Source organism: Streptomyces sporangiiformans (assembly GCF_005768555.2).
Classification (GTDB): Bacteria; Actinomycetota; Actinomycetes; order Streptomycetales; family Streptomycetaceae; genus Streptomyces; species Streptomyces sporangiiformans.
In genome coordinates, this window is record NZ_VCHX02000037.1 from 1 (window position 1) to 24,834 (window position 24,834).

A 24,834-nucleotide genomic window follows, 5' to 3' on the forward strand; every position below is an offset into this window, starting at 1 on the left:
ATCCACTCCCTGGGCGCGTCCGAGGTCGAGCACATGGCCCGGATCTCGAAGGTGTCGGTCGAGGAGGCGATCCAGCGGATCCATGCCGCCGGGCTCGACTCTTTCGCCGGCGCGGGCGCCGAGCTGCTGCCCGAGCGTGCGCGCAAGGCGATCGCCCCGCTGAAGGAGAGCGGTGAGCGCTGGCTGGAGATCATGGAGGCCGCGCACCGCCTCGGTGTGGAGTCCACGGCCACGATGCTCATGGGCACGGGCGAGACGAACGCCGAGCGCATCGAGCACCTGCGGATGATCCGTGACGTGCAGGACCGGACGGGTGGCTTCCGGGCCTTCATCCCGTACACGTACCAGCCGGAGAACAACCACCTCAAGGGCCGTACGCAGGCCACGCTCTTCGAGTACCTGCGGATGATCGCCATCGCGCGGCTGTTCATGGACAACATCGCCCACATCCAGGGCTCCTGGCTCACCACCGGCAAGGAGGTCGGCCAGCTCTCGCTGCACTACGGAGCCGACGACCTCGGTTCGATCATGCTGGAGGAGAACGTCGTCTCCTCGGCCGGTGCCAAGCACCGCTCCAACCGCATGGAGATCATCGACCTGATCCGTAAGGCCGGCCGTGTCCCGGCCCAGCGCACCACCACGTACGAGCACATCGTCGTGCACGACGACCCGGCGAACGACCCCGTCGACGAGCGGGTCCAGTCGCACATCTCGTCGACGGCGATCGAGGGCGGGACCGCCCACCCCGAGCTGAAGCTGCTCGCTTCCAACTGAGGCGGTAAGAGGGCGAGTTGGAGACGATTCACGCAGCCGCCGAGGTACGCGTCGGCTGGGACCGCGGAGGGCCGATCAAGGACGGTGCGGTCGTCGTGGGACGGGACAACCGGGTGGGGGCCGTCGGGACGTTCGCGGAGATCCGGGAACGGTTTCCCGACGCACGGGTGCGTCGGTGGCCCGGAGTGCTCGGACCCGCCCTGATCCACACGGGGCCGATCCCGGAGGCACCGACACCGCGTGAACGCATTCACGCGGTGTTGAAGCTGGGCGCGGTGGCGGTGCTGGAGAAGTACGCCGATACGCCCCAACTCCGGGCCGCGGCCGAGCGTACGGACGTCGTCGTGCTTCCGGACGCCGCGCCGCCCGCCATCCGGGAAGCGGGCCGCGCCGACCTCGCCGTGTTCGACGAGGACGGCACGTGCATCGCTACGGTCTGCGCAGGCCGCCTGGTGCACAGGCGGCGATAGGCCGCAGCCCGTGGCCAGCCGTGGTCAGCCCGTGGTCAGCCCGAGAAGGCTTCCGCGAACGCGCCCGAACTCTGCTTGATCCCACTGCAGTCGGTCCGCGGGCCCTTCGCCGACGACTTGCCGCGCGCACACGCCTTGTCGCGGGCCGCCGCCCACATCGACACCCACGCGACGCCCTTCTCCTCGGCGAACGAACGGACCTGGGCCGCGTCGGACAGCGTGAACGTCTCGTTGTCGACGTCGTTGACGCCGATCATCGAGGTGAGCGCGAGGCCCTTCCAGGCAGCCTCGGACGAGAGGTCGAAGACGCCCTTCATCTGCTTGTGGGTCGCCTTGGCCGCGGCGATGGCGTAGGTGCCCATGTCATCGTCGAACGAACTGCCGTAGTTCATCGTCATGATGTTGACCGTGGAGACCTGTACACCGTTGTCGTTGGCGGACTTCAACACGGCCAGGCTTTTGGCGTTGAGGCCGTGCGGCATCACGGGCAGCGTGAAGGACACCCGGACCTCGGGGCGCTCCTTCTGGAGCAGGGCGATGGCCTTGGAGCGCACGGCGACCGACTTGGAGTCGGACAACGCGGCGGCCTCGATGTCGAAGTCGGCCTCCTTCGCGCCGGCGGCGTCGAGCGCGGTCGCGTAGGCCTTGGCCAGCTTGGGGGCGTTGTCGCAGGTCGTGGCGAGCTCCTTGCCGGAGGCTCCGCCGAAGGAGACCCGCATGTTGCTGCCGGACGACGCCAGCGCCGAGATCCTGGACTTCACCGACGAGTCGTCGATGGCCCTGTCGCCCCACGTCGGCGTGCAGCCGCCGCGGCCCGCGATCACGAAAGCCAGGTTGTACGCCGACGGGGAGCCCGCCGATTCGGTGTCCGAGGCCGCGGTGGCGCTGACATACGGGGCGTACGCGGGGCCCGGTAAGGGCGTCTCCGGCGGAGACTGTGAAGGCGATGGCGACTGTGACGGCGTCTGCGTGGGGGAGTCGGTGGTCCTCGGAGCCGAGGGGGCCGACTGCGGGGGTGGCGCGTCCGAGGAGCACCCGGTGCAGGTCAGGGCTGTTGCCAAGACAAGCCCGGCAGCTGGTTTCAGGAGACTCCTCATGGCACATGCACCGCTCTCGTGACTTGCGTCTGGGACGGGCAAGGTCTCACAAGAGGTCGAGCTTCACGAAATCAACGCGGGATCTCTCAGGGAAGGCACAGGCGCCGGCATACGGCGCCTGTGCCTTATCCTGCCGAGACGCGAGCCGGATCCCGGACCGTGGCCGGGCGGTCCGGGATCCGGGTGGTGGTTACGGGAGTTGCCTGGTCACCGCTGTCGGGAGTTGCCTCGTAAGCCGGCACGCCGGTGCGCGTTCTCGGCGGCGACGCCGTCGGGCGGAGCAGTCCGGCGGATCTTGTCCGGATGGCTGAGAGCGTCCGGATGGCTGCGCTTTCCGGCCGGGCCGAGCCTGTCAGGATGGTTGAGCTGCTCAGCCTGCCCGATCCTGTCCGCCTGCCCGAGCCTGTCAGTCTGCCCGAGCCTGTCCGCCTGGCCGAGACGGTCGAGCTGGCCGAGGCGGCTGAGTGCCGACAGCAGGCAGAGCTGGAGGCGTGAGATTCCGCCGAGTTTGGTCCGCATATTGGAGATGTGGAATTTTGCGGTCCGCTCGGAGATATTCAGTTCCCTGGAGATGTCCAGGGTGGATGGCGCGCTGTGCAGAAGTGCGAAGACCACGCTCTCCTGGTCGGTCAGTCCAGGGATACGTCGCGCCGCCCGGCTCATTACTTCGGCATCCGGGCGTTGTTCCAGAGGCGGATTTGGTTCCAAGAGATCTGGCATATGAACCCCCCGGTTTCAGCCAGTTGAGCCGCCCAGCATAGCCCGGGTTCTACGCGGCGGTGAGGCTCGCCGCGAAACGAAGTCGATCTTCGTCCTGTTTCTTCACCAATTGCAGAGTTTCGGCGTTCTTGTTGATGAGTTGCCGCTGATAGGCGGATTCCACCGCGAAGGTCACGCCTACCAGGTTGACCTTCTCCTTGCAGGCGACATCGGCCTTGGCGGCCGTGATGGCCCTGGGCGACGACAACTCGTCGTCCCGCAGCCCGAGCTGACTGGCGACCCCGGCCGGGTTCGACACCGAATAGCCGCTTTCCTTCATACAGGACGACCACCGCTTGAACACCCGGCGGACGCGCGAGTCCTCGCGGGACCTCGACTGCGCCTCGCTGATGAGCTGGAAGACGAACAGCACGTCGACACTGTCCCGGGTCGGGGCGTACAGCTTCAGGAAGGACTCGCGGATACAGCCGCCGACGGGAATCGCCTCGCCCCCGACCTTGGTGGTGCCTTTCCCCTTCTTCCGGACGGCCTCTGCCTCCTGCTGGCTGGCCGGCAGGTCCTGCGGCTTTCCGTCGTCGGAGGCCCCGTACAGAACCAGCTTGCCGGTGCTGCTCAGTTCGGGCTGCCGGGGAGGAGTCCGGGTACTGCCCGGCTTGTTCGGCCTCGCGTATCCGTACGCGGCGGCGGTTTCGGGGTCGGACACCCCGTAGCGGCGGGCGTCGTCGGTGGAGTCGCCCGGCGTGACGGCGGTGGCGGGTGCCTGGAAGGCGAAGCCGTAGCGGGCCATGCACCGGTTGGTGAGCATCTGCTGGGCGCGGGTGAGTACGCGCTGTTCCGTGGTGGAGCGCTCGTAGGCGTCCAGGGGGAACTTGAGTCCCTGGGTACGGAGTTTGGCGGGAGTCGATGCCACGGTCGGCTCCGGGCCAAAGTCGTCGGAGCCGCCGGGGCCGGAGCCGGTGCAACCGCTCAGGGTGATGGCGAGGGCGGTGAGCAGGAGGAGCGGAGGACCGGTCCGGCGGTGGCCGTGCGGAGCGGGCAAGTTGAATCCTTCAGACCTTGGTGCGGGCGGCCTTTACTGTGTGCGGCCGGTGTCGGGTCGGTCAGTCACCGAAACGGGCCGAGGAGATCTCGTTCTTGAAAGTGTTGGAGGCGTCTCCAGCGTATCCGGAGGGAATGACACCCTTCGCTCCGTCGAAGTCCTTGTCGGTCCACACCTGGTAGTCGAGCAGCGAACGGTTCCGGTAGGACGCCGTGTTGTCGTTGACGACCTCGCCGCGGCCGTTGCAGCTGCTGCCCTTGAAGTTGTTGTTGGCGAAGGTCTTGTCGTCGTACATCATGTCGTGGACGCAGCCCACACGGCCCGAGTTGTAGTAGAGGCCGAACTCGGAATTCTCCAGAGTGCCGTTCTGCGGGGTCGGGGCGGCCGCGGCCGAACCGGTTGCCGCGAGCGTGAAACCGCCGAAGGCGGCGGCGGTGACGGCGAGAGCGGCGATGCGACGTGTGGTGCGGTGGGCCATGCGGTCTGCGGTGCGGATCTTGCGCGCGTGCGTGTTCACGTTCACGTCCTTCTTCGCAGGTGGCTGGAAAGATGCGCGTCAATGTCGGCCAGAACATGGCCAGATCGACAAATGTGAGTAGATCAAGGGGAGTTGGGGAGGGTCTACTGTTCTTCGGGACAGTAGACGTGCACGTGTTCGACGCCATATTTTTCGGCCGTATCCCACCGTGCGTGATCTGGAGCCCCACATGTCCACTGCCGTCCCGTTGCGCTCCGGCGTGGCAGCCTTGGCCCTCGTGGCTTTTCTCTCCGGATGCGGCTCCGGCGAGGAGAAGAAGGATTCGGCCTCGTCGCTCATGAACGGTGAGCAGAAGGCTTACTACTCCTGCCTGAAGGACCACGGTGTGGCACTGGAGGACCGTGACGACGGGCAGTTGAGAGTCGACAAGGACAAGTACGACGCGACGGTTTCCACCAAGGCCGAGCGGGCGTGCGCGGATCTGCTCCCGGACGGGCCCGCGGCCGTCGGCAAGGAGATTCTCGCGAGCGAGCGGAGATTCGCCGCCTGCGTACGCGAGAACGGGTTTCCGGCCTATCCCGATCCCGACCCCAAAACGGGCGAGCCCAAGCCGAGCAAGGAACTCACCCAGGCGATAGAGCAACAGGATCCGGATTATCTCGCCGCGCGGAAGAAGTGCGAGCCCGGGAAGGACAGCGGGGGCCGTGCGGGAGGCTGAGCCGGTGCAGCCGGTCGAAGTTGAACTGGTGCAGCCGGTCGAAGCGGAGCTGGTGGCCGACTCACCCCCGGCCGGCCCCCGCGCGCCTCGGACCGGGCTGACCGGGCGTCGCCGGGGCGTCGTACTGATCGCACTCGCCGCGGTGCTGCTCGCCGGAGCAGGTGTCGGAGCCACCGCGTTCGTGAAGTCGCCGGCGCAGGCGGCGGCGGACGCGGGGGCGCCGGAGCCCGATGTGCTGACGGCCCCGGTCGACTTCCGGGTTCTGGAGTCGTCCGTGATCGTCCGGGGCAAGGTGACGGCGGGCCAGAGTGTGGAGGTCGCACCGCAGCCGGCGGCCGGCGAGACGGCCGGACGGGCCGTGGTGACGAGGATCGCCGTGCGGGAGGGGCAGCGGCTGAGCCCCGGAAAGCTGCTGATGGAGGTGTCGGGCCGACCGGTGTTCGCCCTGCCGGGAACGCTCCCCGTCTACCGGGACCTGAAGCCGGGCTCCACCGGCAAGGACGTGGCACAGCTCCAGAAGGCGCTGCGGTCGCTCGGACACGGCACCGGAAGCGACCCGTCGGGGACCTTCGGGGCGGGTACGACCGCCGCACTCGGCGCGTTCTACGCCTCCATCGGCTACGACCCGCTGCCCGCCATGGACGACGGCGGCGAGGCGCTGAAGGCGGCGGAGGAGGCGGTGTCGGGAGCGCGGCGGGCCCTGGAGGACGTCCAGGACGGCGCCGACAAGGGATCGACGAAGGGGTCGACGAACGGGTCGGCGAAGGGGGCGGGGTCGGGGTCGGCGAGGGACGTCACGCGGGCTCGCGAGGACCTTGCCAAGGCCCGTCAGGAATACGCGGACATTCGCGCGGCCTCCGGGCCCATGCTGCCCGCGGGCGAAGTCGTCTACCTGCGCGGCTTCCCGGCCCGGGCGAGCTCCGTGCAGAGCACGGTCGGCTCGGTCGTGGAAGGCACCGTCATGACGCTCACGGCAGGAAGACTGATGGTGCGGGCGCATGTGATGGAGCACCAGAAGGGGCTCGTACGCCGCGGCCAGTCGGCCGTGATCCTCTCGGAGCTCAGCGGGGTCACCGCGCGAGGCAGAGTGGAGTCCGTCGCCACATCCCTCGACACCGGCCGGAACGAAACCGGGAGCGGGGCGGGCGGAGAGGGCGGCGGTGAGGGCGACGCCGAGAGCGAGGGCGGCGAAGCGCAGGGCTACCTGATGGAGATCGTCCCCACCAAGGCGCTGGACGCCCGGCTCACCGGCGAGGACGTCCGGGTCACCGTCGCGGCGGCCGCCACCGACGGAAAGGCGCTGGTCGTACCGGTGACCGCCCTCTCCTCCGGCGCCGACGGCAGGACCAGCGTGACCGTGCGGGCCAGGTCGGGCACGCAGCGCCGGGTCGAAGTACGCCCTGGCACCTCCGGGGACGGATTCGTCGCCGTGACCCCGGTCAAGGGTGGTTCCCTGTCCAAGGGCGACCGAGTCGTGACGGGCATCCGGGGCGGGGCGTCGGATGCGGGCGGTGACGGGTGACGGCGCCTGTGATCGAGTTCCGCGGCGTGGCGCTGACCTATCCGGGACCGCCGCCCGTGGAAGCGCTCAAGCCGTGCGAACTCACCGTGGAACAGGGCGACTTCGTCTCCGTGACCGGCCCGTCCGGGTCCGGCAAGTCCACCTTTCTGAACATCGCGGGCCTGCTGGACGCCCCGACGGCGGGGACGTACCTCCTCGACGGCATCGACACCGGCACGCTCCGGGAGAAGGAACGCACAGCCCTGCGCGGCCGGCGGATCGGCTTCGTGTTCCAGTCGTTCCACTTGCTGCCGCACCGTTCCGCACGGGAGAACGTCCTGCTGGCCCTGGTCTACAACGGCGTCCCTCGCGCCGAACGCGATCGGCGGGCCCGCGAGGCGCTGATCCGGGTCGGCCTCGGCCACCGTGTCGACGCACCGCCCACCCGTCTGTCCGGCGGTGAACGGCAGCGCGTCGCCATCGCGAGGGCGCTCGTCGCCCGCCCGGCTCTGCTGCTGTGCGACGAACCCACCGGGAACCTGGACACCGGCAACGCCGCGACCGTGCTGCGGCTGCTCCGCGAGCTGAACGACGACGGCATGACGATCGTGGTGATCACCCACGATCCGGAGGTGGCCGCCTGCGGACGCCGCACGGTGGCGATCCGGGACGGCGTGCTGACCGAGAGGACCGGGCCGGTAGAGAGGACCGGGCCGGTAGAGAGGACCGGGCCGGTAGAGAGGACCGGGCCGGTAGAGAGGACCGGGCCGGTCGAGCGGACAGGGCCGGTCGGACAGGCGGGTCCGGTCAGGCAGGCGGCGCCATGAGACGCCGCCGCTCAGCCAACGTCCCCAAGGCTGCCCACGTCCCCAAGGCCCCCAACGTCCCCAAGGCCCCCAAGGCCCCCAAGGCCCCCAACGTCCCCAAGGCCCCCAAGGTCTCGCCCTCCCGTCTGCACCCCCGCGACCTGCTCTCCGAAGCTCTGGCAGGCATGCTCCAGCGGCCCGCCCGGTCCGCGCTCACCGCGCTCGGCACGGTGCTGGGCGTCGGCACCTTCGTCGCGGTACTCGGTCTGACCGCCACCACGTCCTCGCAGATCGACGCCCGCTTCAACGCGCTCACGGCGACCGAAGTGACGCTCCAGGACATCGCGCGGGAACAGAACGAGTTCGCCGACCCGGCCTTCCCCGGGGACGCGGACCAGCGGATCGAACGGCTCAACGGGGTACGGCACGCGGGCGTGTACTGGCCGGTGCGTCTGGAACCCGGCACCGTGGTGCGCTCCGCCCCGGTGGGGGGCGGCGGCGTCGGCGAGCCCGTCGACGTGACCGCGGCGTCCCCCGGCGTCCTGGAAGCGGCCGTCCCCACCCTCGCCCAGGGCAGGATCTACGACGACTACGCGACGCGCACCGCGCAGCCGGTCGCGGTCATCGGCGAAGGTGCCGCCGCCCGACTCGGCATCACGACGCTCGAGACACGGCCCGCCGTGTTCATAGGTGACCAGCCGTTCACCGTCACCGGCATCATCGCCGACACCGAACGCAAGGCCGACCTGTTGATGTCCGTCGTCGTTCCGCGCACCACCGCGGAACGGATCTGGGGCGAGCCCGAGGCCGGTGCAGCGAGCATGCTGATCGCCACCGATCTCGGGGCGGCCCGGCAGATCGCCCATGAGGCACCCACGGCGCTCAGGCCCGATCACCCCGAGTACGTCAAGGCTGTTCCTCCGCCCGACCCCCGGACGCTGCGCAGCCGGGTCACCGGCGATCTGGACCAGCTGTTCCTGCTGCTCGCGGGCATCTGCCTCGCGATCGGTGCGGTCGGGATCGCCAACACCACCCTGGTGGCGGTGCTGGAACGGACGGCGGAGATCGGGCTGAGGCGGGCGCTGGGAGCCCGGCGGCGGCACGTCTCCGCGCAGTTCCTCGCGGAGTCGGGGGCTCTCGGGGCGCTCGGCGGACTGGTCGGCACGTCGCTGGGCACCGTCACCGTCGTATGCGTCGCCGTCGCCCGGGACTGGACACCGGTGGTCCATCCGGGCACCGTCGCGGCAGCCCCGGTGATCGGTCTGGTCACCGGTGTTCTGGCGGGGCTCTATCCGGCGTGGCGGGCCTCGGGCATCCAGCCGGTGGAGGCATTGCGGCGCTGACGCGGCGCTGAAGCGGGCTGAAGCGGGCTGACGGGGCAAGGGCCGGAACGGCGATCCGGGACGCGCGGGCCGGACGCCTCGGCTCTGCTCTCTCCTGCCACAATGGGACCGTGACCCGCGCCTCCCTGGACAAGCAGCCGCACGAAGTCGCCTCGATGTTCGACGACGTGGCGGAACGGTACGACCTGACGAATGACGTGCTGTCACTCGGTCAGGCCCGGCTGTGGCGCAAGGAGGTCGCGAAGGCGGTCGACGCGCGGCCCGCGCAGAAGGTCCTGGACCTGGCGGCGGGAACGGCGACGTCCTCGCTCCCCTTCGCGCGGACGGGAGCGTACGTCGTGCCGTGCGACTTCTCCCTCGGGATGCTCCAGGTCGGCAAGAAGCGCCACCCCTGGCTGCCGCTGACGGCGGGCGACGCGACGAAGCTCCCCTTCAAGGACGACACCTTCGACGCGGTGACGATCTCCTTCGGCCTGCGGAACGTGCAGGACACGGACGCCGCGCTGGGTGAGCTGTACCGGGTGACCAAGCCGGGTGGCCGCGTCGTGATCTGCGAGTTCTCGCACCCGACCTGGGCGCCCTTCCGGACTGTCTACACGGAGTACCTGATGCGCGCGCTCCCGCCGGTCGCGCGCGCCGTCTCGTCCAACCCCGACGCGTACGTCTACCTCGCCGAGTCCATCCGCGCCTGGCCCGACCAGCCCGCGCTGGCCGAACGCCTGCGCAAGGCGGGCTGGTCGAAGGTCGCCTGGCGGAACCTCACGGGCGGGATCGTGACGCTGCACCGGGGCTTCAAGCGCAGCTGACCTCTTTCAGGCCCCTCCACGCCCCTCCACGCCCCTTCACCTGAACGAGACCGGGCCACGCCGGACAGGTGGCAACTCAGCTCACCTGAGGACCTCGAACGGGTCGCGCGGCTCGTCGAGTTCGCGGTACAGGCCGCCCGACGGCGGAAGCGGCAGCCGGGGCTCGCGCACCCCCGCGCCCCCACCGCCCTCTCCCTCGCCGAGGTCGAACCACACGGTGACGACCGCCCCGTGCGGCACTTCCGTGCCGGGCAGCGGGTACTGGCGTACGACGTAGTCGACGACGGTCAGATGGAAGTCTGGCCGGTCGGGCGCGGCGAGCAGGATCCCGCGCGTCTCGGCTGTCTCGCGCGCGTCCACGGCCATCAGACCGACCAGCCTCGGCACGCGCACATCGGGCGTCTTGGGTGTTAGGCGCACAGACGTCACCCCCAGCGGTACCGGCAGGGTAAGCCCTGCCGGTACGCCGGGGAAGCCGTCGCCCGCGTCAGAGGTCGAGGCGGTAACAGTGCCCCGTCGCGGACGATCGCGGCGAGGTGAACCTCTCGGCGAGCGTCATGCCCAGCCTTCTGGTCACCGCGATGGATCGTTCGTTTTGGGAGTTGACCATCGCCACGACGCTGCGTACGCCAGTCGCGCGCACCCGGTCGAGCGTGGTGCGCGCGGCCGCCGTCACATAGCCCTTGCCCCAGTACGCCCGCCCGAGCCGCCAGCCGATCTCGATCTCGCCCTCAGGGCCCCAGGCGTGCGGCCACGGCTGGGCACCCGTGAAGCCGATGACCTCGCCCGCCTCGTCGAGCATCGTCCAGAAGCAGAAGCCGAGTTCGGCGTCGTGCCGGCGCTGGCGCGCGGTCATCTCCTCGTAGACGGACAGCTCGGCCGACTTCCCGCCGTGGAACTCCATCACGTCCGGGTCGTCGAAGACCCGGTGCCAGGCGAAGGCGTCCTCGTCGGTGGGGACGCGCAGCCGAACCACGGGGAGAGGTCGGTTCATGAGGCAGCCCTTCAGCAGGTTGATCAGTACCGCTGAATAGACTGCCCATGTCCAGTGCCCGTCGGCACGTTGATTTCGAGTCTTGGGGAGACCCCGCCGTGACCGAACCCCAGCCCCTCTCAGAAAACACCGCCGATGTGATCGTCGTCGGCGCCGGGCCAGCCGGTTCGACCACCGCGTACTACCTGGCGAAGGCGGGACTGGACGTCCTGCTGCTGGAGAAGACCGCGTTCCCACGCGAGAAGGTCTGCGGCGACGGGCTGACGCCCCGCGCGACGAAACAGCTCGTGTCGATGGGCATCGACATCTCGGAGGAGGCGGGCTGGCTGCGGAACAAGGGCCTGCGCATCATCGGCGGCGGTGTCCGCCTCCAGCTGGACTGGCCGGATCTCGCCTCCTACCCCGACTACGGACTCGTACGGAAGCGGGACGACTTCGACGAGCAGCTGGCACACCAGGCGCAGAAGGCGGGCGCGCGGCTGTACGAGCGCTGCAATGTGGGCGCGCCGATCGTCGACGACCGTACGGGCCGCATCACGGGCGTGCGCGCGAAGCTCGGTGACACCGGGGAGAAGCGCGACGTCACCTTCCACGCGCCGCTGGTGGTCGCGGCCGACGGCAACTCGACCCGGCTGTCCCTGGCCATGGGCCTGCACCGCCGGGAGGACCGGCCGATGGGCGTCGCGGTGCGTACGTACTTCACGTCCCCGCGCCACGAGGACGACTACCTGGAGTCCTGGCTGGAGCTGTGGGACCGGCGCGGTCCGGGTGAGGACCGGCTGCTGCCCGGCTACGGCTGGATCTTCGGCATGGGCGACGGTACGAGCAATGTGGGCCTGGGCGTGCTGAACACCTCCGCCTCCTTCAAGGAGCTGGACTGGCGTGAGGTCCTCAAGGCCTGGTGCGCCTCGATGCCCGAGGACTGGGGCTACACCCCGGAGAACATGACGATCCCGATCCGCGGTGCCGCCCTCCCCATGGCCTTCAACCGCCAGCCCCACTACACGAAGGGCCTGCTGCTCGTCGGCGACGCGGGCGGCATGGTGAACCCCTTCAACGGCGAGGGCATCGCGTACGCCATGGAGTCCGGCCAGATCGCCGCGGACGTCATCGTCCAGGCCCATGCCCGCGCGACCCCCGCCCAGCGCGAACTCGCGCTCCGGCGCTATCCGAAGGTCCTCAAGGACACCTACGGCGGCTACTACACGCTCGGCCGCGCCTTCGTGAAGCTCATCGGCAACCCGCAGGTCATGAAGATCGCCACCCAGCGCGGCCTCACCCATCCGCTGCTGATGAAGTTCACGCTGAAGATGCTCGCGAACCTCACCGACCCCACGGGCGGCGACGCGATGGACCGCATCATCAACGGGCTGAGCAAGGTGGCCCCGAAGGCGTAACGCGTAACTCCTGGGGCACTCGGGACAGTCGGGGCGAACGCGGTGTGAGGACGCCGCAGGCGCCCCGCAGGCCGTCTTGCGCTGCCCCGACCCTCCCTGCCCTCAGTAAGCCCCTGAGCGCACGCCTGAGGGCCGCCTCCGCTGTTGGGGAGGCGGCCCTTCAGGAAGAAGTGCGACCGGCTGTCAGAGCACGCGTACGGCGCCGCTCGCCGGGTAGCCCGACAGATCCTGGATGACGACACCCTTGGAGGGGTTCGCGGCGTCCAGGTACTGGCCGTTCCCGATGTAGACACCCGTGTGGTACGCCGAGCCCGCGCCACCCCAGTACAGGATGTCGCCGACCTGGATGTCGGACAGCGGGATCGGGGTGCCGGCCGTCGACTGGTCCTGCGAGACGCGCGGAAGATCCACGCCCACCTGCTTGAACGCGGCCTGGACCAGGCTGGAGCAGTCCCAGGCGTTGGGGCCGGTGGCGCCCATGACGTACGCGTCGCCGACCTGCGCCCTGAGGAAGCTGATCACCGTGCCGACGTTGCCGCTCGCCGGGGCGGCGACGTCGTTGCTCGAGGCGGTGAGGGTGGTGCGCTCGGTGGAGCGAGAGGCGGCGCGCTCGGCGGCGGCCTTGCGCTCGGCCTCGGCCTTCTTCTTGGCCGCTGCCTTCTTCTTCGCCTCCGCGAGGTCGGCCTTGGCCTCCTTGGCGGCCTTGGCGGCTGCCGCGTCGCGCTCGGCCAGCAGCTCGTAGTCGGCCGCGGCCTGCTGGGTGGCAGCTGCGGACTCGGCGACCTGCGAGGAGAGGTCAGCCGTGAGCGTGGGCAGCTCGATGGTCTGTGTTACCGGCTCGGAGGCGGCGTTCGCCGAGCTGGACGCACCGGCCACTGCCAGGGTGCTGAGGACGCCACCGGCAACTCCGGCGCGCATCGCGAGCGTGGAGCTGCTGCTGCGCCGGGGCTTCCGGTGGCTGGGTTTGTGAGCGGTGTGGGACATGAGTCCAACCGGTATCAGGGGCTCCTCCATATCTTCAAGAAACGTGGGGTGCGCCACAGTTGTTCAATCGACCGCCAAAAACCCGGGCGTGTCGTTCCTTATTGACGCCATAACGGGCATTGTGGACACGGCTCATCAGGCCTGTGGTCAAGGTGTTTTCGCAATAGGTCCGAATTGCCCGACGCCTACCACCTGTTGAAGCGGTTGGCCAAGCCCCGTTTATCCACCCCGCCTGTGAATGTGATGCAGGTCACGGAACGGTCTCCATGGCGGCCACGTCACGCGTGTGAGTCGGATGCGGGTCGGACGTGAGTCGAATCGGTGGTCGAGTGGGTGACGCACCCGCGCCTTCGTCCCCTATGCCCCGGTCTGATGCGGCTCGATGGTGCGCGGCCGCCGGCTCGCGCTCGTGAACGGATGCACGTGGTCCATTCCGTCCACACCCAAGGCCTCAACTCCCCCTGAGGTGTGAACGAGTTCCTCTATCAAGCACGTGTGTCCAGCACCAATTTGCCTGGCGCCGCCGCCTCTTGATAATGCTCCGCGCCTTGGACCAGCGACGATGAACGAAAATGTCACCTCTGGTGATCACTTGGACGCTTCCTGTGCGAAGATCACCGCTCATCTGACTTCATGATCCTTTGCCAGGTGGTGGAGATCACAAAGTCGTTGTCGTACCCCGTGTCGCAGATCACAGACCGGCGGGCATAAGATGCGTGGCAGTTGGGCTTGTGACCTGCTTCACATGTTAGCGATCTTCGTGGAGCCGCACGGGGCTTGTGAGCTTCGTGAGACCCGCGGAGTGCGTGAGCTTCGCGGGGCAGGCGGGCCCGGCGCAACCGCCAGCAGTCAGTGCCGACTGAAGGGAGCGAGGAGCGGTGAACGCGTATGCGCCCATCCTCGTACTGGGAGCCCTCGGGGCAGGCTTTGCGATCTTCTCCGTGGTCATGGCCACGCTTATCGGTCCAAAGCGGTACAACCGGGCCAAGCTCGAGGCCTACGAGTGCGGGATCGAGCCGACCCCCACGCCGGCCGGCGGTGGGCGGTTCCCCATCAAGTACTACCTGACGGCGATGCTCTTCATCGTCTTCGACATCGAGATCGTCTTCCTCTATCCCTGGGCCGTCACCTTCGACGCCCTTGGGGTATTCGGGCTCGTGGAGATGCTGCTCTTCGTGCTCACCGTCTTCGTCGCGTACGCGTACGTATGGCGGCGCGGCGGCCTGGAATGGGACTGAACCCCGGATAGGGGACAGAGGAGCCACTGAGCATGGGACTCGAAGAAAAGCTGCCGAGCGGTTTCCTGCTGACCACCGTCGAGCAGGCCGCGGGGTGGGTGCGTAAATCGTCCGTCTTCCCCGCCACCTTCGGCCTCGCCTGCTGCGCCATCGAAATGATGACGACCGGCGCGGGCCGCTACGACCTGGCGCGCTTCGGCATGGAGGTCTTCCGCGGCTCGCCGCGCCAGGCCGACCTGATGATCGTCGCCGGTCGCGTCAGCCAGAAGATGGCGCCGGTCCTGCGGCAGGTCTACGACCAGATGCCGAACCCCAAGTGGGTGATCTCCATGGGGGTCTGCGCATCGTCGGGCGGAATGTTCAACAACTACGCCATCGTGCAGGGCGTCGACCACATCGTCCCTGTCGATATCTATCTGCCCGGCTGTCCGCCGCGGCCCGAGATGCTGATGGACGCGATTCTCAAGCTCCACCAGAAGATCCTGACCTCGAAGCTCGGCGTGAACGCCGAGGAGGCGGCCCGCGAGGCGGAGGAGGCGGCGCTCAAGGCGCTCCCCACCATCGAGATGAAGGGCCTGCTGCGGTGAGCGACGGACACGACAAAGTCACGAACGGGGCCAACCCCGAGAAGGACCTGAGCGCCTCCAACCTCCCCGGGCGGCGAGGCGACCAGGGCGAGGAGATCCGCGTCCAGCGCGGCATGTTCGGCGCCAACAACGGCGGCGACACCTCCGGCTACGGCGGCCTGGTCCGCTCGATCCGGCTGCCCGGACCCGCCAGCCGTCCGTACGGCGGCTGGTTCGACGAGGTCGCCGACGAGCTGGAGGGCGCCCTGGAGGAACAGGGCCTCGTCCCCGAGAACGTGATCGACAAGACGGTCGTCGACCGCGACGAGATCACCTTCCACATCGAGCGTGAGTACCTGCTCCCGGTCGCGCAGACCCTGCGCGACGACCCGGCGCTCCGCTTCGAGCTGTGCACGGGGGTGAGCGGCGTCCACTACCCCGGCGACAAGGGCCGCGAGCTGCACGCCGTCTACCACCTGCGCTCGATCACCCACAACCGGCTGATCCGCCTGGAAGTCAGCGCCCCGGACCGCGAGCCGCACATCCCGTCCCTGGTCTCCGTCTATCCGACGAACGACTGGCACGAGCGCGAGACGTACGACTTCTTCGGCATCGTCTTCGACGGTCACCCGGCCCTGACGCGGATCATGATGCCGGACGACTGGCAGGGCTTTCCGCAGCGCAAGGACTATCCCCTCGGCGGCATCCCCGTCGAGTACAAGGGCGCCCAGATCCCGGCTCCGGACCAGCGGAGGTCGTACTCGTGAGCACGCAGTCAGCATCCGCACGTGAGACCACCGAAGGCACCGTCTACACGGTCACCGGTGGCGACTGGGACGAGGTCGTCGAGACCGCGGCCCGGGCCGACGACGAGCGCATCGTCGTCAACATGGGCCCGCAGCACCCGTCCACGCACGGTGTGCTCCGGCTGATCCTCGAGATCGAGGGCGAGACGGTCACCGAGGCCCGCTGCGGCATCGGCTATCTGCACACCGGCATCGAGAAGAACCTCGAGTTCCGTACGTGGACACAGGGCACGACCTTCGTGACGCGCATGGACTACCTCACGTCGTTCTTCAACGAGACCGCGTACTGCCTCGCCGTCGAGAAGCTCCTCGGCATCGAGGACCAGATCCCCGACCGGGCCTCCATCATCCGCGTGCTCCTGATGGAGCTGAACCGTCTCTCCTCGCACCTCGTGTGCATCGCCACCGGCGGCATGGAACTCGGCGCCACCACGATCATGATCTACGGCTTCCGTGATCGTGAACTCGTCCTCGACATCTACGAGCTGATCACCGGCCTGCGCATGAACCACGCGTACATCAGGCCCGGCGGCCTCGCCCAGGACCTGCCTCCGGGCGCGGTGGACCAGATCCGCGAGTTCGTGAAGAAGATGCAGAAGAACCTTCCCGAGTACGACAAGCTCGCCACCGGGAACCCCGTCTTCAAGGCCCGCATGCAGGACATCGGCTACCTCGACCTGGCCGGCTGCATGTCCCTCGGCGCCACCGGCCCGATTCTCCGCTCGGCCGGCCTGCCCCACGACCTGCGCAAGGCGCAGCCGTACTGTGGCTACGAGACGTACGACTTCGACATCCCGACCGCCGACACCTGCGACGCGTACGGGCGCTTCCTGATCCGCCTGGAGGAGATGCGCCAGTCGCTGCGGATCGTCGAGCAGTGCCTGGACCGGCTGGAGCCCGGGCCGGTCATGGTCGCCGACAAGAAGGTCGCCTGGCCGGCGCAGCTCGCCCTGGGCCCGGACGGGCTCGGCAATTCGCTCGACCACATCAAGAAGATCATGGGCACCTCCATGGAGGCCCTGATCCACCACTTCAAGCTGGTGACCGAGGGCTTCCGGGTCCCGCCCGGCCAGGCGTACGCCGCCGTCGAGTCGCCCAAGGGCGAGCTCGCGGCGCACGCCGTGTCCGACGGCGGCACCCGCCCCTACCGGGTCCACTTCCGGGATCCGTCGTTCACCAATCTGCAGGCCATGGCGGCGATGTGCGAGGGCGGCCAGGTCGCCGACGTCATCGTCGCCGTCGCGTCCATCGACCCCGTGATGGGAGGCGTCGACCGGTGACCACCACTCCTTCCGGACAGGGCGTCGGCCTGGGCATGCCCCAACTGCCCGCGCCCGACTACCCGGACGACGTTCGAGCCCGGCTCGAGACGGACGCGCGCGAGGTCATCGCCCGCTACCCGGACTCCCGGTCCGCCCTCCTTCCGCTGCTGCACCTCGTGCAGTCGGAGGAGGGCCACGTCACGCGCACCGGCATGCAGTTCTGCGCCGACATGCTGGACCTGACCACGGCCGAGGTCACCGCGGTCGCCACCTTCTACACCATGTACCGGCGCAAGCCGTCCGGTGACTACCAGGTGGGCGTCTGCACCAACACGCTGTGCGCGGTCATGGGCGGTGACGCGATCTTCGAGGCCCTCCAGGACCACCTCGGCGTCGGCAACGGCGAGACCACCGGCGACGGCAAGGTCACCCTGGAGCACATCGAGTGCAACGCGGCCTGCGACTTCGCACCGGTCGTGATGGTCAACTGGGAGTTCTTCGACAACCAGACCGTTCAATCCGCGAAGCGCCTCGTGGACGACTTGCGTGCGGGAGCCCAGGTCGCACCGACGCGCGGCGCCCCCCTGTGCACGTTCAAGGAGACGGCGCGGGTCCTGGCCGGCTTCCCCGACGAGCGCGCCGGAGCCGTGGAGGCGGGCGGCAGCGCGGGCCCGGCCTCACTGATCGGTCTCCGGCTGGCCAAGGGAGAGGCAACTCCCGCGCGCGTGGTGCACCCGCGGGGTTCGGGCGGTCCGCAGGATCAGCAGCCCCCCGAGCACCTCAGCTCGCACGACGCGCCGCAGCAGACTTCGGCCTCCGACCCCTCCCACCCGGCGGGCCCGGTCACCGAGGAGGGGGAGTGATGACCTTGGCAGCCGAGATCAACAACGAGACGAGCCCGGAGAAGCTGCTGGCTCCGGTCCTGTCCGCCTTCTGGGACGAGGAGAAGTCCTGGACGCTGGACGTCTACCGGCGGCACGACGGGTACGAGGGCTTGCGCAAGGCCCTCGCCATGTCGCCGGACGACCTCATCGCCTATGTGAAGGAGTCCGGTCTGCGCGGGCGCGGTGGCGCGGGATTCCCCACGGGCATGAAATGGCAGTTCATCCCGCAGGGCGACGGCAAGCCGCACTACCTGGTGGTCAACGCCGACGAGTCGGAGCCGGGCACCTGCAAGGACATCCCGCTCCTCTACGCGAACCCGCACAGCCTCATCGAGGGCATCGTGATCGCCTGTTACGCGATCCGGTCGTCGCATGCCTTCATCTACCTGCGCGGTGAAGTGGTCCCCGTACTGAGGCGGCTGCACGAGGCGGTCCGGGAGGCGTACGCCGCCGGCTACCTCGGCGAGAACATCCTCGGCAGCGGACTCGACCTCCAGGTCACCGTGCACGCGGGCGCGGGCGCGTACATCTGCGGTGAGGAGACCGCGCTGCTCGACTCGCTCGAGGGCCGCCGTGGCCAGCCGCGACTCCGGCCCCCCTTCCCTGCCGTCGCGGGCCTTTACGCGTGCCCCACTGTGGTGAACAACGTGGAGTCGATCGCGTCGGTTCCCGCGATCCTGCACAAGGGCAAGGAATGGTTCAGGTCGATGGGCAGCGAGAAGTCCCCGGGCTTCACGCTCTACTCGCTCAGCGGCCATGTCGCCAGTCCCGGCCAGTACGAGGCCCCGCTCGGCATCACACTGCGCCAGCTCCTCGACATGAGCGGCGGAATGCGGCCCGGGCACCGGCTCAAGTTCTGGACTCCGGGCGGCTCCTCGACCCCGATGTTCACCGACGAGCACCTCGACGTCCCGCTGGACTACGAGGGCGTGGGCGCCGCGGGCTCCATGCTCGGCACCAAGGCGCTGCAGTGCTTCGACGAGACGACCTGTGTCGTCCGGGCGGTCACGCGGTGGACCGAGTTCTACGCCCACGAGTCCTGCGGCAAGTGCACGCCCTGCCGCGAAGGGACGTACTGGCTCGTGCAGTTGCTGCGCGACATCGAGGCCGGCAAGGGCCTCATGTCCGACCTCGACAAGCTGAACGACATCGCCGACAACATCAACGGCAAGTCCTTCTGCGCCCTCGGCGACGGCGCCGCCTCGCCGATCTTCTCCTCGCTCAAGTACTTCCGTGAGGAGTACGAGGACCACATCACGGGCCGGGGCTGCCCCTTCGACCCGGCCAAGTCCACGGCCTGGGCCGACCGCACGGAGGTGAACGCATGACTGTGACCACCAGCGCTCCCTCCGGAGGGGGAGAGGCGGCGGTTCCGCCGGAGGACCTCGTCACGCTGACGATCGACGGCATCGAGATCAGCGTGCCCAAGGGCACCCTGGTCATCCGCGCCGCCGAGCAACTCGGCATCGAGATCCCCCGCTTCTGCGACCACCCCCTTCTCGCCCCGGCCGGCGCCTGCCGCCAGTGCATCGTCGAGGTCGAGGGCCAGCGCAAGCCCATGGCCTCCTGCACGATCACCTGCACGGACGGGATGGTGGTGAAGACCCACCTCACCTCGCCCGTCGCCGAGAAGGCCCAGAAGGGTGTGATGGAGCTACTGCTCATCAACCACCCGCTGGACTGCCCGGTCTGCGACAAGGGCGGCGAGTGCCCCCTGCAGAACCAGGCCATGTCGCACGGCCACGCCGAGTCCCGCTTCGAGGGCAAGAAGCGCACGTTCGAGAAGCCGGTCCCGATCTCCGCCCAGGTGCTGCTCGACCGGGAGCGGTGTGTGCTGTGCGCCCGGTGCACCCGGTTCAGCAACCAGGTCGCGGGCGACCCGATGATCGAGCTGCTCGAGCGGGGCGCGCTCCAGCAGGTCGGCACCGGTGAGGGTGACCCCTTCGAGTCGTACTTCTCCGGGAACACCATCCAGATCTGCCCGGTCGGCGCGCTGACGTCGTCGGCGTACCGCTTCCGCTCGCGTCCCTTCGACCTCGTCTCCTCGCCTTCGGTGTGCGAACACTGCTCCGGCGGCTGCGCGACCCGTACCGACCACCGGCGCGGCAAGGTCATGCGGCGGCTCGCGGCGAACGACCCCGAGGTCAACGAGGAGTGGATGTGCGACAAGGGGAGGTTCGGCTTCCGGTACGCGCAGCAGCGGGACCGGCTGACGACCCCTCTCGTACGGGGCGCATCCGGTGAGCTGGAGCCCGCCTCGTGGCCCGAAGCCCTCGCGGCGGCAGCCGAGGGGCTCACGGCGGCCCGCTCCAGGACCGGCGTCCTGACCGGCGGCCGGCTCACCGTCGAAGACGCCTACGCCTACAGCAAGTTCGCGCGAGTGGCGCTCGACACGAACGACATCGACTTCCGCGCGCGCGTGCACAGCAGCGAGGAGGCCGACTTCCTGGCCGCCCGGGTCGCCGGACGCGGACGGGACCTCGACGGTACGGGCGTCACGTACACATCCCTGGAGAAGGCGCCCGCCGTCCTGCTCGTCGGCATCGAGTCCGAGGAGGAGGCGCCCGGCGTCTTCCTGCGGCTGCGCAAGGCCTGGCGCGGGCACGGGCAGCAGACGTTCTCGCTCGCCACGCACGCGACCCGCGGCCTGGAGAAGGCGGGCGGCACGCTGCTGCCCGCCGCGCCGGGCACCGAGACCGAGTGGCTGGACGCGCTCGCGTCCGGCGTCGGTCTGGACGGCCAGGGCGCGACGGCATCCGAGGCGCTGCGCGCCGAAGGCGCCGTGATCGTCGTCGGTGAGCGGCTGGCCGCCGTCGCCGGCGGGCTCACCGCCGTCGCACGGGCCGCCACCGCGACGGGCGCCCACCTGGTGTGGATCCCGCGCCGGGCCGGGGAGCGCGGTGCCATCGAGGCGGGCGCGCTGCCCTCGCTGCTGCCCGGCGGCCGTCCGGCCACGGACCCGCGCGCGCGGGACGAGGTCGCCGCGGCCTGGGGGGTCGCCGAACTCCCGCACCGGTACGGCCGCGACACCGGCCAGATCGTCGAGGCCGCCGCCACCGGTGAGCTGTCCGCGCTCGTCGTGGCGGGCGTCGAGATCGCCGACCTGCCGGACCCGGCACGCGCGCGTGAGGCACTCTCCGAAGTGGGCTTCCTGGTGTCGTTCGAACTGCGTCCCAGTGAGGTCACCGAACACGCGGACGTCGTGCTCCCCGTTGCCGCGGTCGTCGAGAAGGCGGGCACCTTCCTCAACTGGGAGGGACGGGCCCGGCTCTTCGAGGCCGCGCTGAAACCCGACCAGATGTCCCGCCGTCTGCCGCCGACCGACGCACGCGTCCTGCAGATGCTCGCGGACGCCATGGACGTTCACCTGGGGCTGCCCGATCTGCGCACCGCGCGCGTGGAGCTGGACCGGCTCGGCGCCTGGGACGGCGCGCGGGCCACCGAGCCCATGGAGTCCGCGGCCCAGCTGCCGCGGCCCGCCGCCGGGGAGGCCGTGCTCGCCGGACACCGGCTGCTGCTCGACCAGGGCCGCCTCCAGGAGGGCGACGAGGCGCTGGCAGCGACCCGGCATGCCGCACACGCGCGTGTGTCTGCCGCCACGGCCGCCGAGGCGGGCGTGAAGAACGGCGACGCCCTGGCCGTGACCGGCCCTTCGGGAGTGGTCGAACTCCCCTTGCAGATCACGGAGATGCCCGACCGCGTGGTGTGGCTCCCGCTGAACTCCGCCGGGGGAGGCGTCGCCTCGGACACGGGCGCGCAGCCCGGCGCCCTCGTCCGCATCGGCCCGGCGACGCTCGCCACCGAGGCCCCCAAGGAGGTGGAGGCATGACGCCGTACCTCGCCGCTGAAGACCTCTCCATGTTCGGCCGCGACCCCTGGTGGCTGGTCGTCATCAAGGCGGTCTTCTGCTTCGCCTTCCTGATGGTGACCGTGCTCTTCTCCATCGTGTGGGAGCGCAAGGTCGTCGCCTGGATGCAGCTGCGCATCGGCCCCAACCGGCACGGGCCCTGGGGCATGCTCCAGTCGCTCGCCGACGGCGTGAAGCTGATGCTCAAGGAAGACCTCATCGTCAAGCGCGCGGACAAGGTGGTCTACGTCCTCGCGCCGATCGTCGCGGCCATCCCGGCCTTCATGGCGATCGCGGTGATCCCCTTCGGGCCCGCGGGCAACGAGATCTCGATCTTCGGGCAGCGCACCACGATGCAGCTCACCGACCTGCCGATCGCGATGCTCTACATCCTCGCGGTCGCCTCGGTCGGCATCTACGGAATCGTGCTCGCGGGGTGGTCGTCCGGATCGACGTACCCCTTGCTCGGCGGTCTGCGCTCCTGCGCGCAGATGATCTCGTACGAGATCGCCATGGGCGCCGCCTTCGCGTCGGTGTTCCTCTACTCCGGCTCGATGTCGACGTCGGAGATCGTCGCCCAGCAGCAGGACCGCTGGTACATCCTGCTGCTGCCGGTGTCGTTCCTGATCTACATCGTGACGATGGTCGGGGAGACCAACCGCGCCCCGTTCGACATGCCGGAGTCCGAGGGCGACCTGGTCGGCGGCTTCAACACCGAGTACTCGTCCATCAAGTTCGCGCTGTTCATGCTCGCCGAGTACGTGAACATGGTGACGGTCTCGGCGGTCTCGGTGACGCTCTTCCTGGGCGGCTGGCGGGCTCCGTGGCCGGTCAGCACCTTCTGGGAGGGCGCCAACCACGGCTGGTGGCCGATGGCCTGGTTCGTGCTCAAGGTGCAGTTGCTGTTGTTCTTCTTCATCTGGCTGCGTGGCACGCTGCCCCGCGTCCGCTACGACCAGCTGATGAAGCTCGGCTGGAAGGTCCTCATCCCGGTCTCCGTGGTCTGGCTGATGCTCGTCGCGGCAGTGCGGACCCTGCGCAACGAGAACTACGACTTCGCCGACATCGCCCTCTACATCGGCGGCGGTGTCCTCGTTCTGCTGCTGCTCTCGTTCGTCGTCGACATGTTCCGCGACCGGAAGGCCCCGGCCGCGCAGGAGCCGCCCGCCGAGGCCGTCTCCTTCGACCCGATGGCGGGCGGATTCCCCGTACCGCCACTGCCGGGACAGACGCCGCCGGCGGTGCCGCGGCGACGCCCGCGCCGGGAGCGGGAGTTGATTGTCAGTGGCGGAGTCGATACTGCCAGTGACGGATCCGATGGACCTCAAGACGGAAAGGAGGCGTCCGATGGCTGATGAGCAGAAGGAGACCAAGCCCGGTTTCCAGAACCCCGTCGCCGGCTTCGGCGTGACCTTCAAGGCCATGTTCAAGAAGCGGCTGACCGAGCAGTACCCGGAAGAGCAGAAGACCACCGCCCCGCGATTCCACGGCAGGCACCAGCTCAACCGTCATCCGGACGGCCTGGAGAAGTGCGTCGGCTGCGAGTTGTGCGCCTGGGCCTGCCCTGCGGACGCCATCTACGTGGAGGGCGCGGACAACACCGACGAGGAGCGCTACTCCCCGGGCGAGCGGTACGGCCGCGTCTACCAGATCAACTACGCCCGCTGCATCCTGTGCGGGCTGTGCATCGAGGCGTGCCCCACGCGCGCGCTGACGATGACGAACGAGTTCGAGCTGGCCGACAGCAGTCGCGCCAACCTCATCTACACCAAGGAGCAGCTGCTCGCCGGCCTCGACGAGGGCATGGTCGACAGCCCGCACTCGATCTTCCCCGGGATGGACGAGCAGGACTACTACCGGGGTCTGGTGACGGAGGCGGCGCCCGGCACGGAGCGCCAGGTCGCCCTCTCCAAGGGGGAAGTCCCTCAGGAGGCCGCCTCGACCTTCGGCGAGGACGAGCCGGCGACGGGGAAGGTGATCGGACGATGATGGATCTCGCCGCCTACTCCACCTCCACTGGAGAGGCGTTTCAGTTCTGGGTCCTCGGCACCGTTGCCGTGATCGGCGCCCTGTGCACCGTCTTCATGAAGAAGGCCGTGCACAGCGCCCTCTGCCTCGCCGGGACCATGATCGTCCTGGCGGTGTTCTACCTCGCCAACGGCGCCTATTTCCTGGGCATCGTGCAGATCGTCGTCTACACCGGCGCGATCATGATGCTGTTCCTCTTCGTGGTCATGCTCGTCGGCGTCACCGCCGCCGACTCCCTGAAGGAGACCATCAAGGGGCAGCGCTGGCTGGCCCTGCTCTGCGGACTCGGCTTCGGCATCCTGCTGTGCGCGGGAATCGGCAACGCGGCGCTGACCGAGTTCAACGGCCTGGGCCAGGCCAACGCGGGCGGGAACGTGGAGGGCCTCGCGGCCCTCATCTTCACGAAGTACGTCTTCGCCTTCGAGCTCACCGGCGCCCTGCTCATCACGGCCGCCGTCGGCGCGATGGTGCTCACGCACCGGGAGCGCACCGAGCGGGCCAAGACCCAGCGCGAGCTGGCCGAGCAGCGCGTACGGGAAGGCAAGCAGGTCCCGCCGCTGCCGGCCCCCGGCGTCTACGCCCGGCACAACGCGGTGGACATCGCGGGCATCCTCCCGGACGGCACCGCGTCCGAGCTCACCGTCATCAAGACGCTGCGGCAGCGCGGCCAGATCCGCGATGTGTCGACCGAGGCGATCAATGACCTCAAGGCACTGGAGCGGCGCGCCGAGGAGCGGCTCGGAAGGGAAGAGGAGACCGCGAAGTGAATCCCGTCAACTACCTCTACCTCGCCGCCCTGTTGTTCACGATCGGCGCCACCGGCGTCCTGATCAGGCGGAACGCGATCGTGGTGTTCATGTGCGTCGAGCTCATGCTCAACGCCTGCAACCTCGCGCTCGTCGCCTTCTCCCGGATGCACGGCAATCTCGACGGCCAGATCATCGCGTTCTTCACGATGGTCGTCGCCGCCGCGGAGGTCGTGGTCGGGCTCGCGATCATCGTGTCGCTGTTCCGTACCCGCCACTCGGCCTCGGTCGACGACGCCAGCCTGATGAAGCTCTAAGGGGTCGCTGAAT

26 protein-coding genes are annotated in these 24,834 nt (G+C 69.1%); 19 read left to right on the top strand and 7 right to left on the bottom strand.

Annotated elements, in window-relative coordinates:
• Together FGD71_RS02135 and FGD71_RS02140 are read left to right on the top strand one after the other, a co-directional pair.
• Positions 1-774 (top strand): radical SAM protein (locus tag FGD71_RS02135; RefSeq protein WP_338120029.1); only part of this gene is annotated, 774 nt, incomplete at its 5' end.
• A 17-nt stretch (positions 775-791) separates the two neighbouring features.
• Entirely contained in the window at positions 792-1,244 is a 453-nt protein-coding gene (locus FGD71_RS02140; RefSeq protein WP_119098640.1) for a hypothetical protein, read from the top strand.
• Between the two features lie 35 nt (positions 1,245-1,279).
• Here the strand turns inward: FGD71_RS02140 and FGD71_RS02145 are convergent, their stop codons facing one another.
• The 4 genes from FGD71_RS02145 to FGD71_RS02160 form a co-directional block, all read right to left on the bottom strand.
• Complete coding sequence (locus FGD71_RS02145) at positions 1,280-2,341, bottom strand: chitinase (protein ID WP_119098641.1); 1,062 nt, start codon at positions 2,339-2,341, stop codon at positions 1,280-1,282.
• Between the two features lie 207 nt (positions 2,342-2,548).
• Entirely contained in the window at positions 2,549-3,061 is a 513-nt protein-coding gene (locus FGD71_RS02150; protein ID WP_219925780.1) for a LuxR C-terminal-related transcriptional regulator, read from the bottom strand.
• A 49-nt stretch (positions 3,062-3,110) separates the two neighbouring features.
• Positions 3,111-4,100, bottom strand: a complete 990-nt coding sequence (locus tag FGD71_RS02155) for a hypothetical protein (protein WP_119098643.1) — start codon at positions 4,098-4,100, stop codon at positions 3,111-3,113.
• 61 nt (positions 4,101-4,161) lie between these two features.
• On the bottom strand, positions 4,162-4,617 hold the full coding sequence (locus tag FGD71_RS02160; RefSeq protein WP_119098644.1) for a hypothetical protein: 456 nt from the start codon (positions 4,615-4,617) through the stop codon (positions 4,162-4,164).
• Positions 4,618-4,807: 190 nt separating this feature from the next.
• Here FGD71_RS02160 and FGD71_RS02165 point away from each other — a divergent pair, with 190 nt between their 5' ends.
• The 5 genes from FGD71_RS02165 (at position 4,808) to FGD71_RS02185 (ending at position 9,752) form a co-directional block, all read left to right on the top strand.
• Positions 4,808-5,296, top strand: coding sequence for a hypothetical protein (locus tag FGD71_RS02165; RefSeq protein ID WP_119098645.1), 489 nt, complete (start codon positions 4,808-4,810; stop codon positions 5,294-5,296).
• On the top strand, positions 5,283-6,818 hold the full coding sequence (locus tag FGD71_RS02170) for an efflux RND transporter periplasmic adaptor subunit (RefSeq protein WP_240436346.1): 1,536 nt from the start codon (positions 5,283-5,285) through the stop codon (positions 6,816-6,818). The genes FGD71_RS02165 and FGD71_RS02170 overlap by 14 nt, the downstream gene beginning before the upstream one ends.
• Positions 6,815-7,624, top strand: coding sequence for an ABC transporter ATP-binding protein (locus tag FGD71_RS02175; RefSeq protein WP_119098646.1), 810 nt, complete (start codon positions 6,815-6,817; stop codon positions 7,622-7,624). Before FGD71_RS02170 ends, FGD71_RS02175 begins: the two co-directional genes overlap by 4 nt.
• Positions 7,621-8,946 (top strand): ABC transporter permease, encoded by a 1,326-nt coding sequence (locus tag FGD71_RS02180; RefSeq protein ID WP_119098647.1) that lies wholly within the window; start codon positions 7,621-7,623, stop codon positions 8,944-8,946. The genes FGD71_RS02175 and FGD71_RS02180 overlap by 4 nt, the downstream gene beginning before the upstream one ends.
• A gap of 110 nt (positions 8,947-9,056) precedes the next feature.
• The gene (locus FGD71_RS02185; RefSeq protein WP_119098648.1) at positions 9,057-9,752 is read left to right on the top strand and encodes a demethylmenaquinone methyltransferase; all 696 of its coding nucleotides are present in this window, start codon (positions 9,057-9,059) and stop codon (positions 9,750-9,752) included.
• Between the two features lie 81 nt (positions 9,753-9,833).
• Here the strand turns inward: FGD71_RS02185 and FGD71_RS02190 are convergent, their stop codons facing one another.
• Both FGD71_RS02190 and FGD71_RS02195 read right to left on the bottom strand, forming a co-directional pair.
• Positions 9,834-10,172, bottom strand: coding sequence for a PASTA domain-containing protein (locus tag FGD71_RS02190; protein WP_119098649.1), 339 nt, complete (start codon positions 10,170-10,172; stop codon positions 9,834-9,836).
• Between the two features lie 67 nt (positions 10,173-10,239).
• A complete protein-coding gene (locus FGD71_RS02195; RefSeq protein ID WP_119098650.1) occupies positions 10,240-10,746 on the bottom strand; it encodes a GNAT family N-acetyltransferase in 507 nt (168 codons plus the stop codon).
• Between the two features lie 98 nt (positions 10,747-10,844).
• Here FGD71_RS02195 and FGD71_RS02200 point away from each other — a divergent pair, with 98 nt between their 5' ends.
• Complete coding sequence (locus FGD71_RS02200) at positions 10,845-12,143, top strand: geranylgeranyl reductase family protein (protein WP_119098651.1); 1,299 nt, start codon at positions 10,845-10,847, stop codon at positions 12,141-12,143.
• 183 nt (positions 12,144-12,326) lie between these two features.
• Here FGD71_RS02200 and FGD71_RS02205 read toward each other — a convergent pair whose 3' ends face one another.
• Entirely contained in the window at positions 12,327-13,157 is an 831-nt protein-coding gene (locus FGD71_RS02205; RefSeq protein ID WP_119098652.1) for a C40 family peptidase, read from the bottom strand.
• An 848-nt stretch (positions 13,158-14,005) separates the two neighbouring features.
• On the opposite strand from FGD71_RS02205, the gene FGD71_RS02210 reads away from it, so the two are divergent.
• The 11 genes from FGD71_RS02210 to nuoK are packed head-to-tail and all read left to right on the top strand — an operon-like array spanning position 14,006 to position 24,821.
• Positions 14,006-14,365 carry an NADH-quinone oxidoreductase subunit A gene (locus FGD71_RS02210; protein WP_007383963.1) on the top strand — a complete coding sequence of 120 codons (360 nt, stop codon included), beginning with the start codon at positions 14,006-14,008 and terminating at the stop codon, positions 14,363-14,365.
• A 32-nt stretch (positions 14,366-14,397) separates the two neighbouring features.
• Complete coding sequence (locus tag FGD71_RS02215) at positions 14,398-14,952, top strand: NuoB/complex I 20 kDa subunit family protein (RefSeq protein WP_119098653.1); 555 nt, start codon at positions 14,398-14,400, stop codon at positions 14,950-14,952.
• Positions 14,949-15,698: an NADH-quinone oxidoreductase subunit C gene (locus FGD71_RS02220; protein ID WP_119098654.1), complete on the top strand. Its 750-nt coding sequence runs from the start codon at positions 14,949-14,951 to the stop codon at positions 15,696-15,698. The genes FGD71_RS02215 and FGD71_RS02220 overlap by 4 nt, the downstream gene beginning before the upstream one ends.
• Positions 15,695-17,017 carry an NADH-quinone oxidoreductase subunit D gene (locus tag FGD71_RS02225; RefSeq protein WP_119098655.1) on the top strand — a complete coding sequence of 441 codons (1,323 nt, stop codon included), beginning with the start codon at positions 15,695-15,697 and terminating at the stop codon, positions 17,015-17,017. Before FGD71_RS02220 ends, FGD71_RS02225 begins: the two co-directional genes overlap by 4 nt.
• Positions 17,014-17,862 (top strand): NADH-quinone oxidoreductase subunit NuoE, encoded by an 849-nt coding sequence (gene nuoE / locus FGD71_RS02230; RefSeq protein WP_119098656.1) that lies wholly within the window; start codon positions 17,014-17,016, stop codon positions 17,860-17,862. Before FGD71_RS02225 ends, nuoE begins: the two co-directional genes overlap by 4 nt.
• The gene (gene nuoF / locus FGD71_RS02235) at positions 17,859-19,211 is read left to right on the top strand and encodes an NADH-quinone oxidoreductase subunit NuoF (RefSeq protein WP_181359102.1); all 1,353 of its coding nucleotides are present in this window, start codon (positions 17,859-17,861) and stop codon (positions 19,209-19,211) included. Before nuoE ends, nuoF begins: the two co-directional genes overlap by 4 nt.
• Complete coding sequence (locus tag FGD71_RS02240) at positions 19,208-21,712, top strand: NADH-quinone oxidoreductase subunit G (RefSeq protein WP_119098658.1); 2,505 nt, start codon at positions 19,208-19,210, stop codon at positions 21,710-21,712. Before nuoF ends, FGD71_RS02240 begins: the two co-directional genes overlap by 4 nt.
• Positions 21,709-23,085 carry an NADH-quinone oxidoreductase subunit NuoH gene (nuoH, locus tag FGD71_RS02245; RefSeq protein WP_119098659.1) on the top strand — a complete coding sequence of 459 codons (1,377 nt, stop codon included), beginning with the start codon at positions 21,709-21,711 and terminating at the stop codon, positions 23,083-23,085. The genes FGD71_RS02240 and nuoH overlap by 4 nt, the downstream gene beginning before the upstream one ends.
• The gene (gene nuoI, locus FGD71_RS02250) at positions 23,078-23,719 is read left to right on the top strand and encodes an NADH-quinone oxidoreductase subunit NuoI (protein WP_119098660.1); all 642 of its coding nucleotides are present in this window, start codon (positions 23,078-23,080) and stop codon (positions 23,717-23,719) included. Before nuoH ends, nuoI begins: the two co-directional genes overlap by 8 nt.
• Positions 23,716-24,525 (top strand): NADH-quinone oxidoreductase subunit J, encoded by an 810-nt coding sequence (locus FGD71_RS02255; RefSeq protein ID WP_119098661.1) that lies wholly within the window; start codon positions 23,716-23,718, stop codon positions 24,523-24,525. The genes nuoI and FGD71_RS02255 overlap by 4 nt, the downstream gene beginning before the upstream one ends.
• Entirely contained in the window at positions 24,522-24,821 is a 300-nt protein-coding gene (gene nuoK / locus FGD71_RS02260; protein ID WP_119098662.1) for an NADH-quinone oxidoreductase subunit NuoK, read from the top strand. Before FGD71_RS02255 ends, nuoK begins: the two co-directional genes overlap by 4 nt.
• Positions 24,822-24,834: the final 13 nt, after the last annotated feature.

What these genes read in the sequence shown, in the direction of transcription:
- FGD71_RS02145 (WP_119098641.1), bottom strand. Translation starts at nt 2,341, where the DNA reads ATGAGGAGTCTCCTGAAACCAGCTGCCGGGCTTGTCTTGGCAACAGCC.
- FGD71_RS02150 (WP_219925780.1), bottom strand. Translation starts at nt 3,061, where the DNA reads ATGCCAGATCTCTTGGAACCAAATCCGCCTCTGGAACAACGCCCGGAT.
- FGD71_RS02165 (WP_119098645.1), top strand. Translation starts at nt 4,808, where the DNA reads ATGTCCACTGCCGTCCCGTTGCGCTCCGGCGTGGCAGCCTTGGCCCTC.
- FGD71_RS02180 (WP_119098647.1), top strand. Translation starts at nt 7,621, where the DNA reads ATGAGACGCCGCCGCTCAGCCAACGTCCCCAAGGCTGCCCACGTCCCC.
- FGD71_RS02195 (WP_119098650.1), bottom strand. Translation starts at nt 10,746, where the DNA reads ATGAACCGACCTCTCCCCGTGGTTCGGCTGCGCGTCCCCACCGACGAG.
- FGD71_RS02205 (WP_119098652.1), bottom strand. Translation starts at nt 13,157, where the DNA reads ATGGAGGAGCCCCTGATACCGGTTGGACTCATGTCCCACACCGCTCAC.
- FGD71_RS02215 (WP_119098653.1), top strand. Translation starts at nt 14,398, where the DNA reads ATGGGACTCGAAGAAAAGCTGCCGAGCGGTTTCCTGCTGACCACCGTC.
- FGD71_RS02240 (WP_119098658.1), top strand. Translation starts at nt 19,208, where the DNA reads ATGACTGTGACCACCAGCGCTCCCTCCGGAGGGGGAGAGGCGGCGGTT.
- nuoH (WP_119098659.1), top strand. Translation starts at nt 21,709, where the DNA reads ATGACGCCGTACCTCGCCGCTGAAGACCTCTCCATGTTCGGCCGCGAC.
- nuoI (WP_119098660.1), top strand. Translation starts at nt 23,078, where the DNA reads ATGGCTGATGAGCAGAAGGAGACCAAGCCCGGTTTCCAGAACCCCGTC.
- FGD71_RS02255 (WP_119098661.1), top strand. Translation starts at nt 23,716, where the DNA reads ATGATGGATCTCGCCGCCTACTCCACCTCCACTGGAGAGGCGTTTCAG.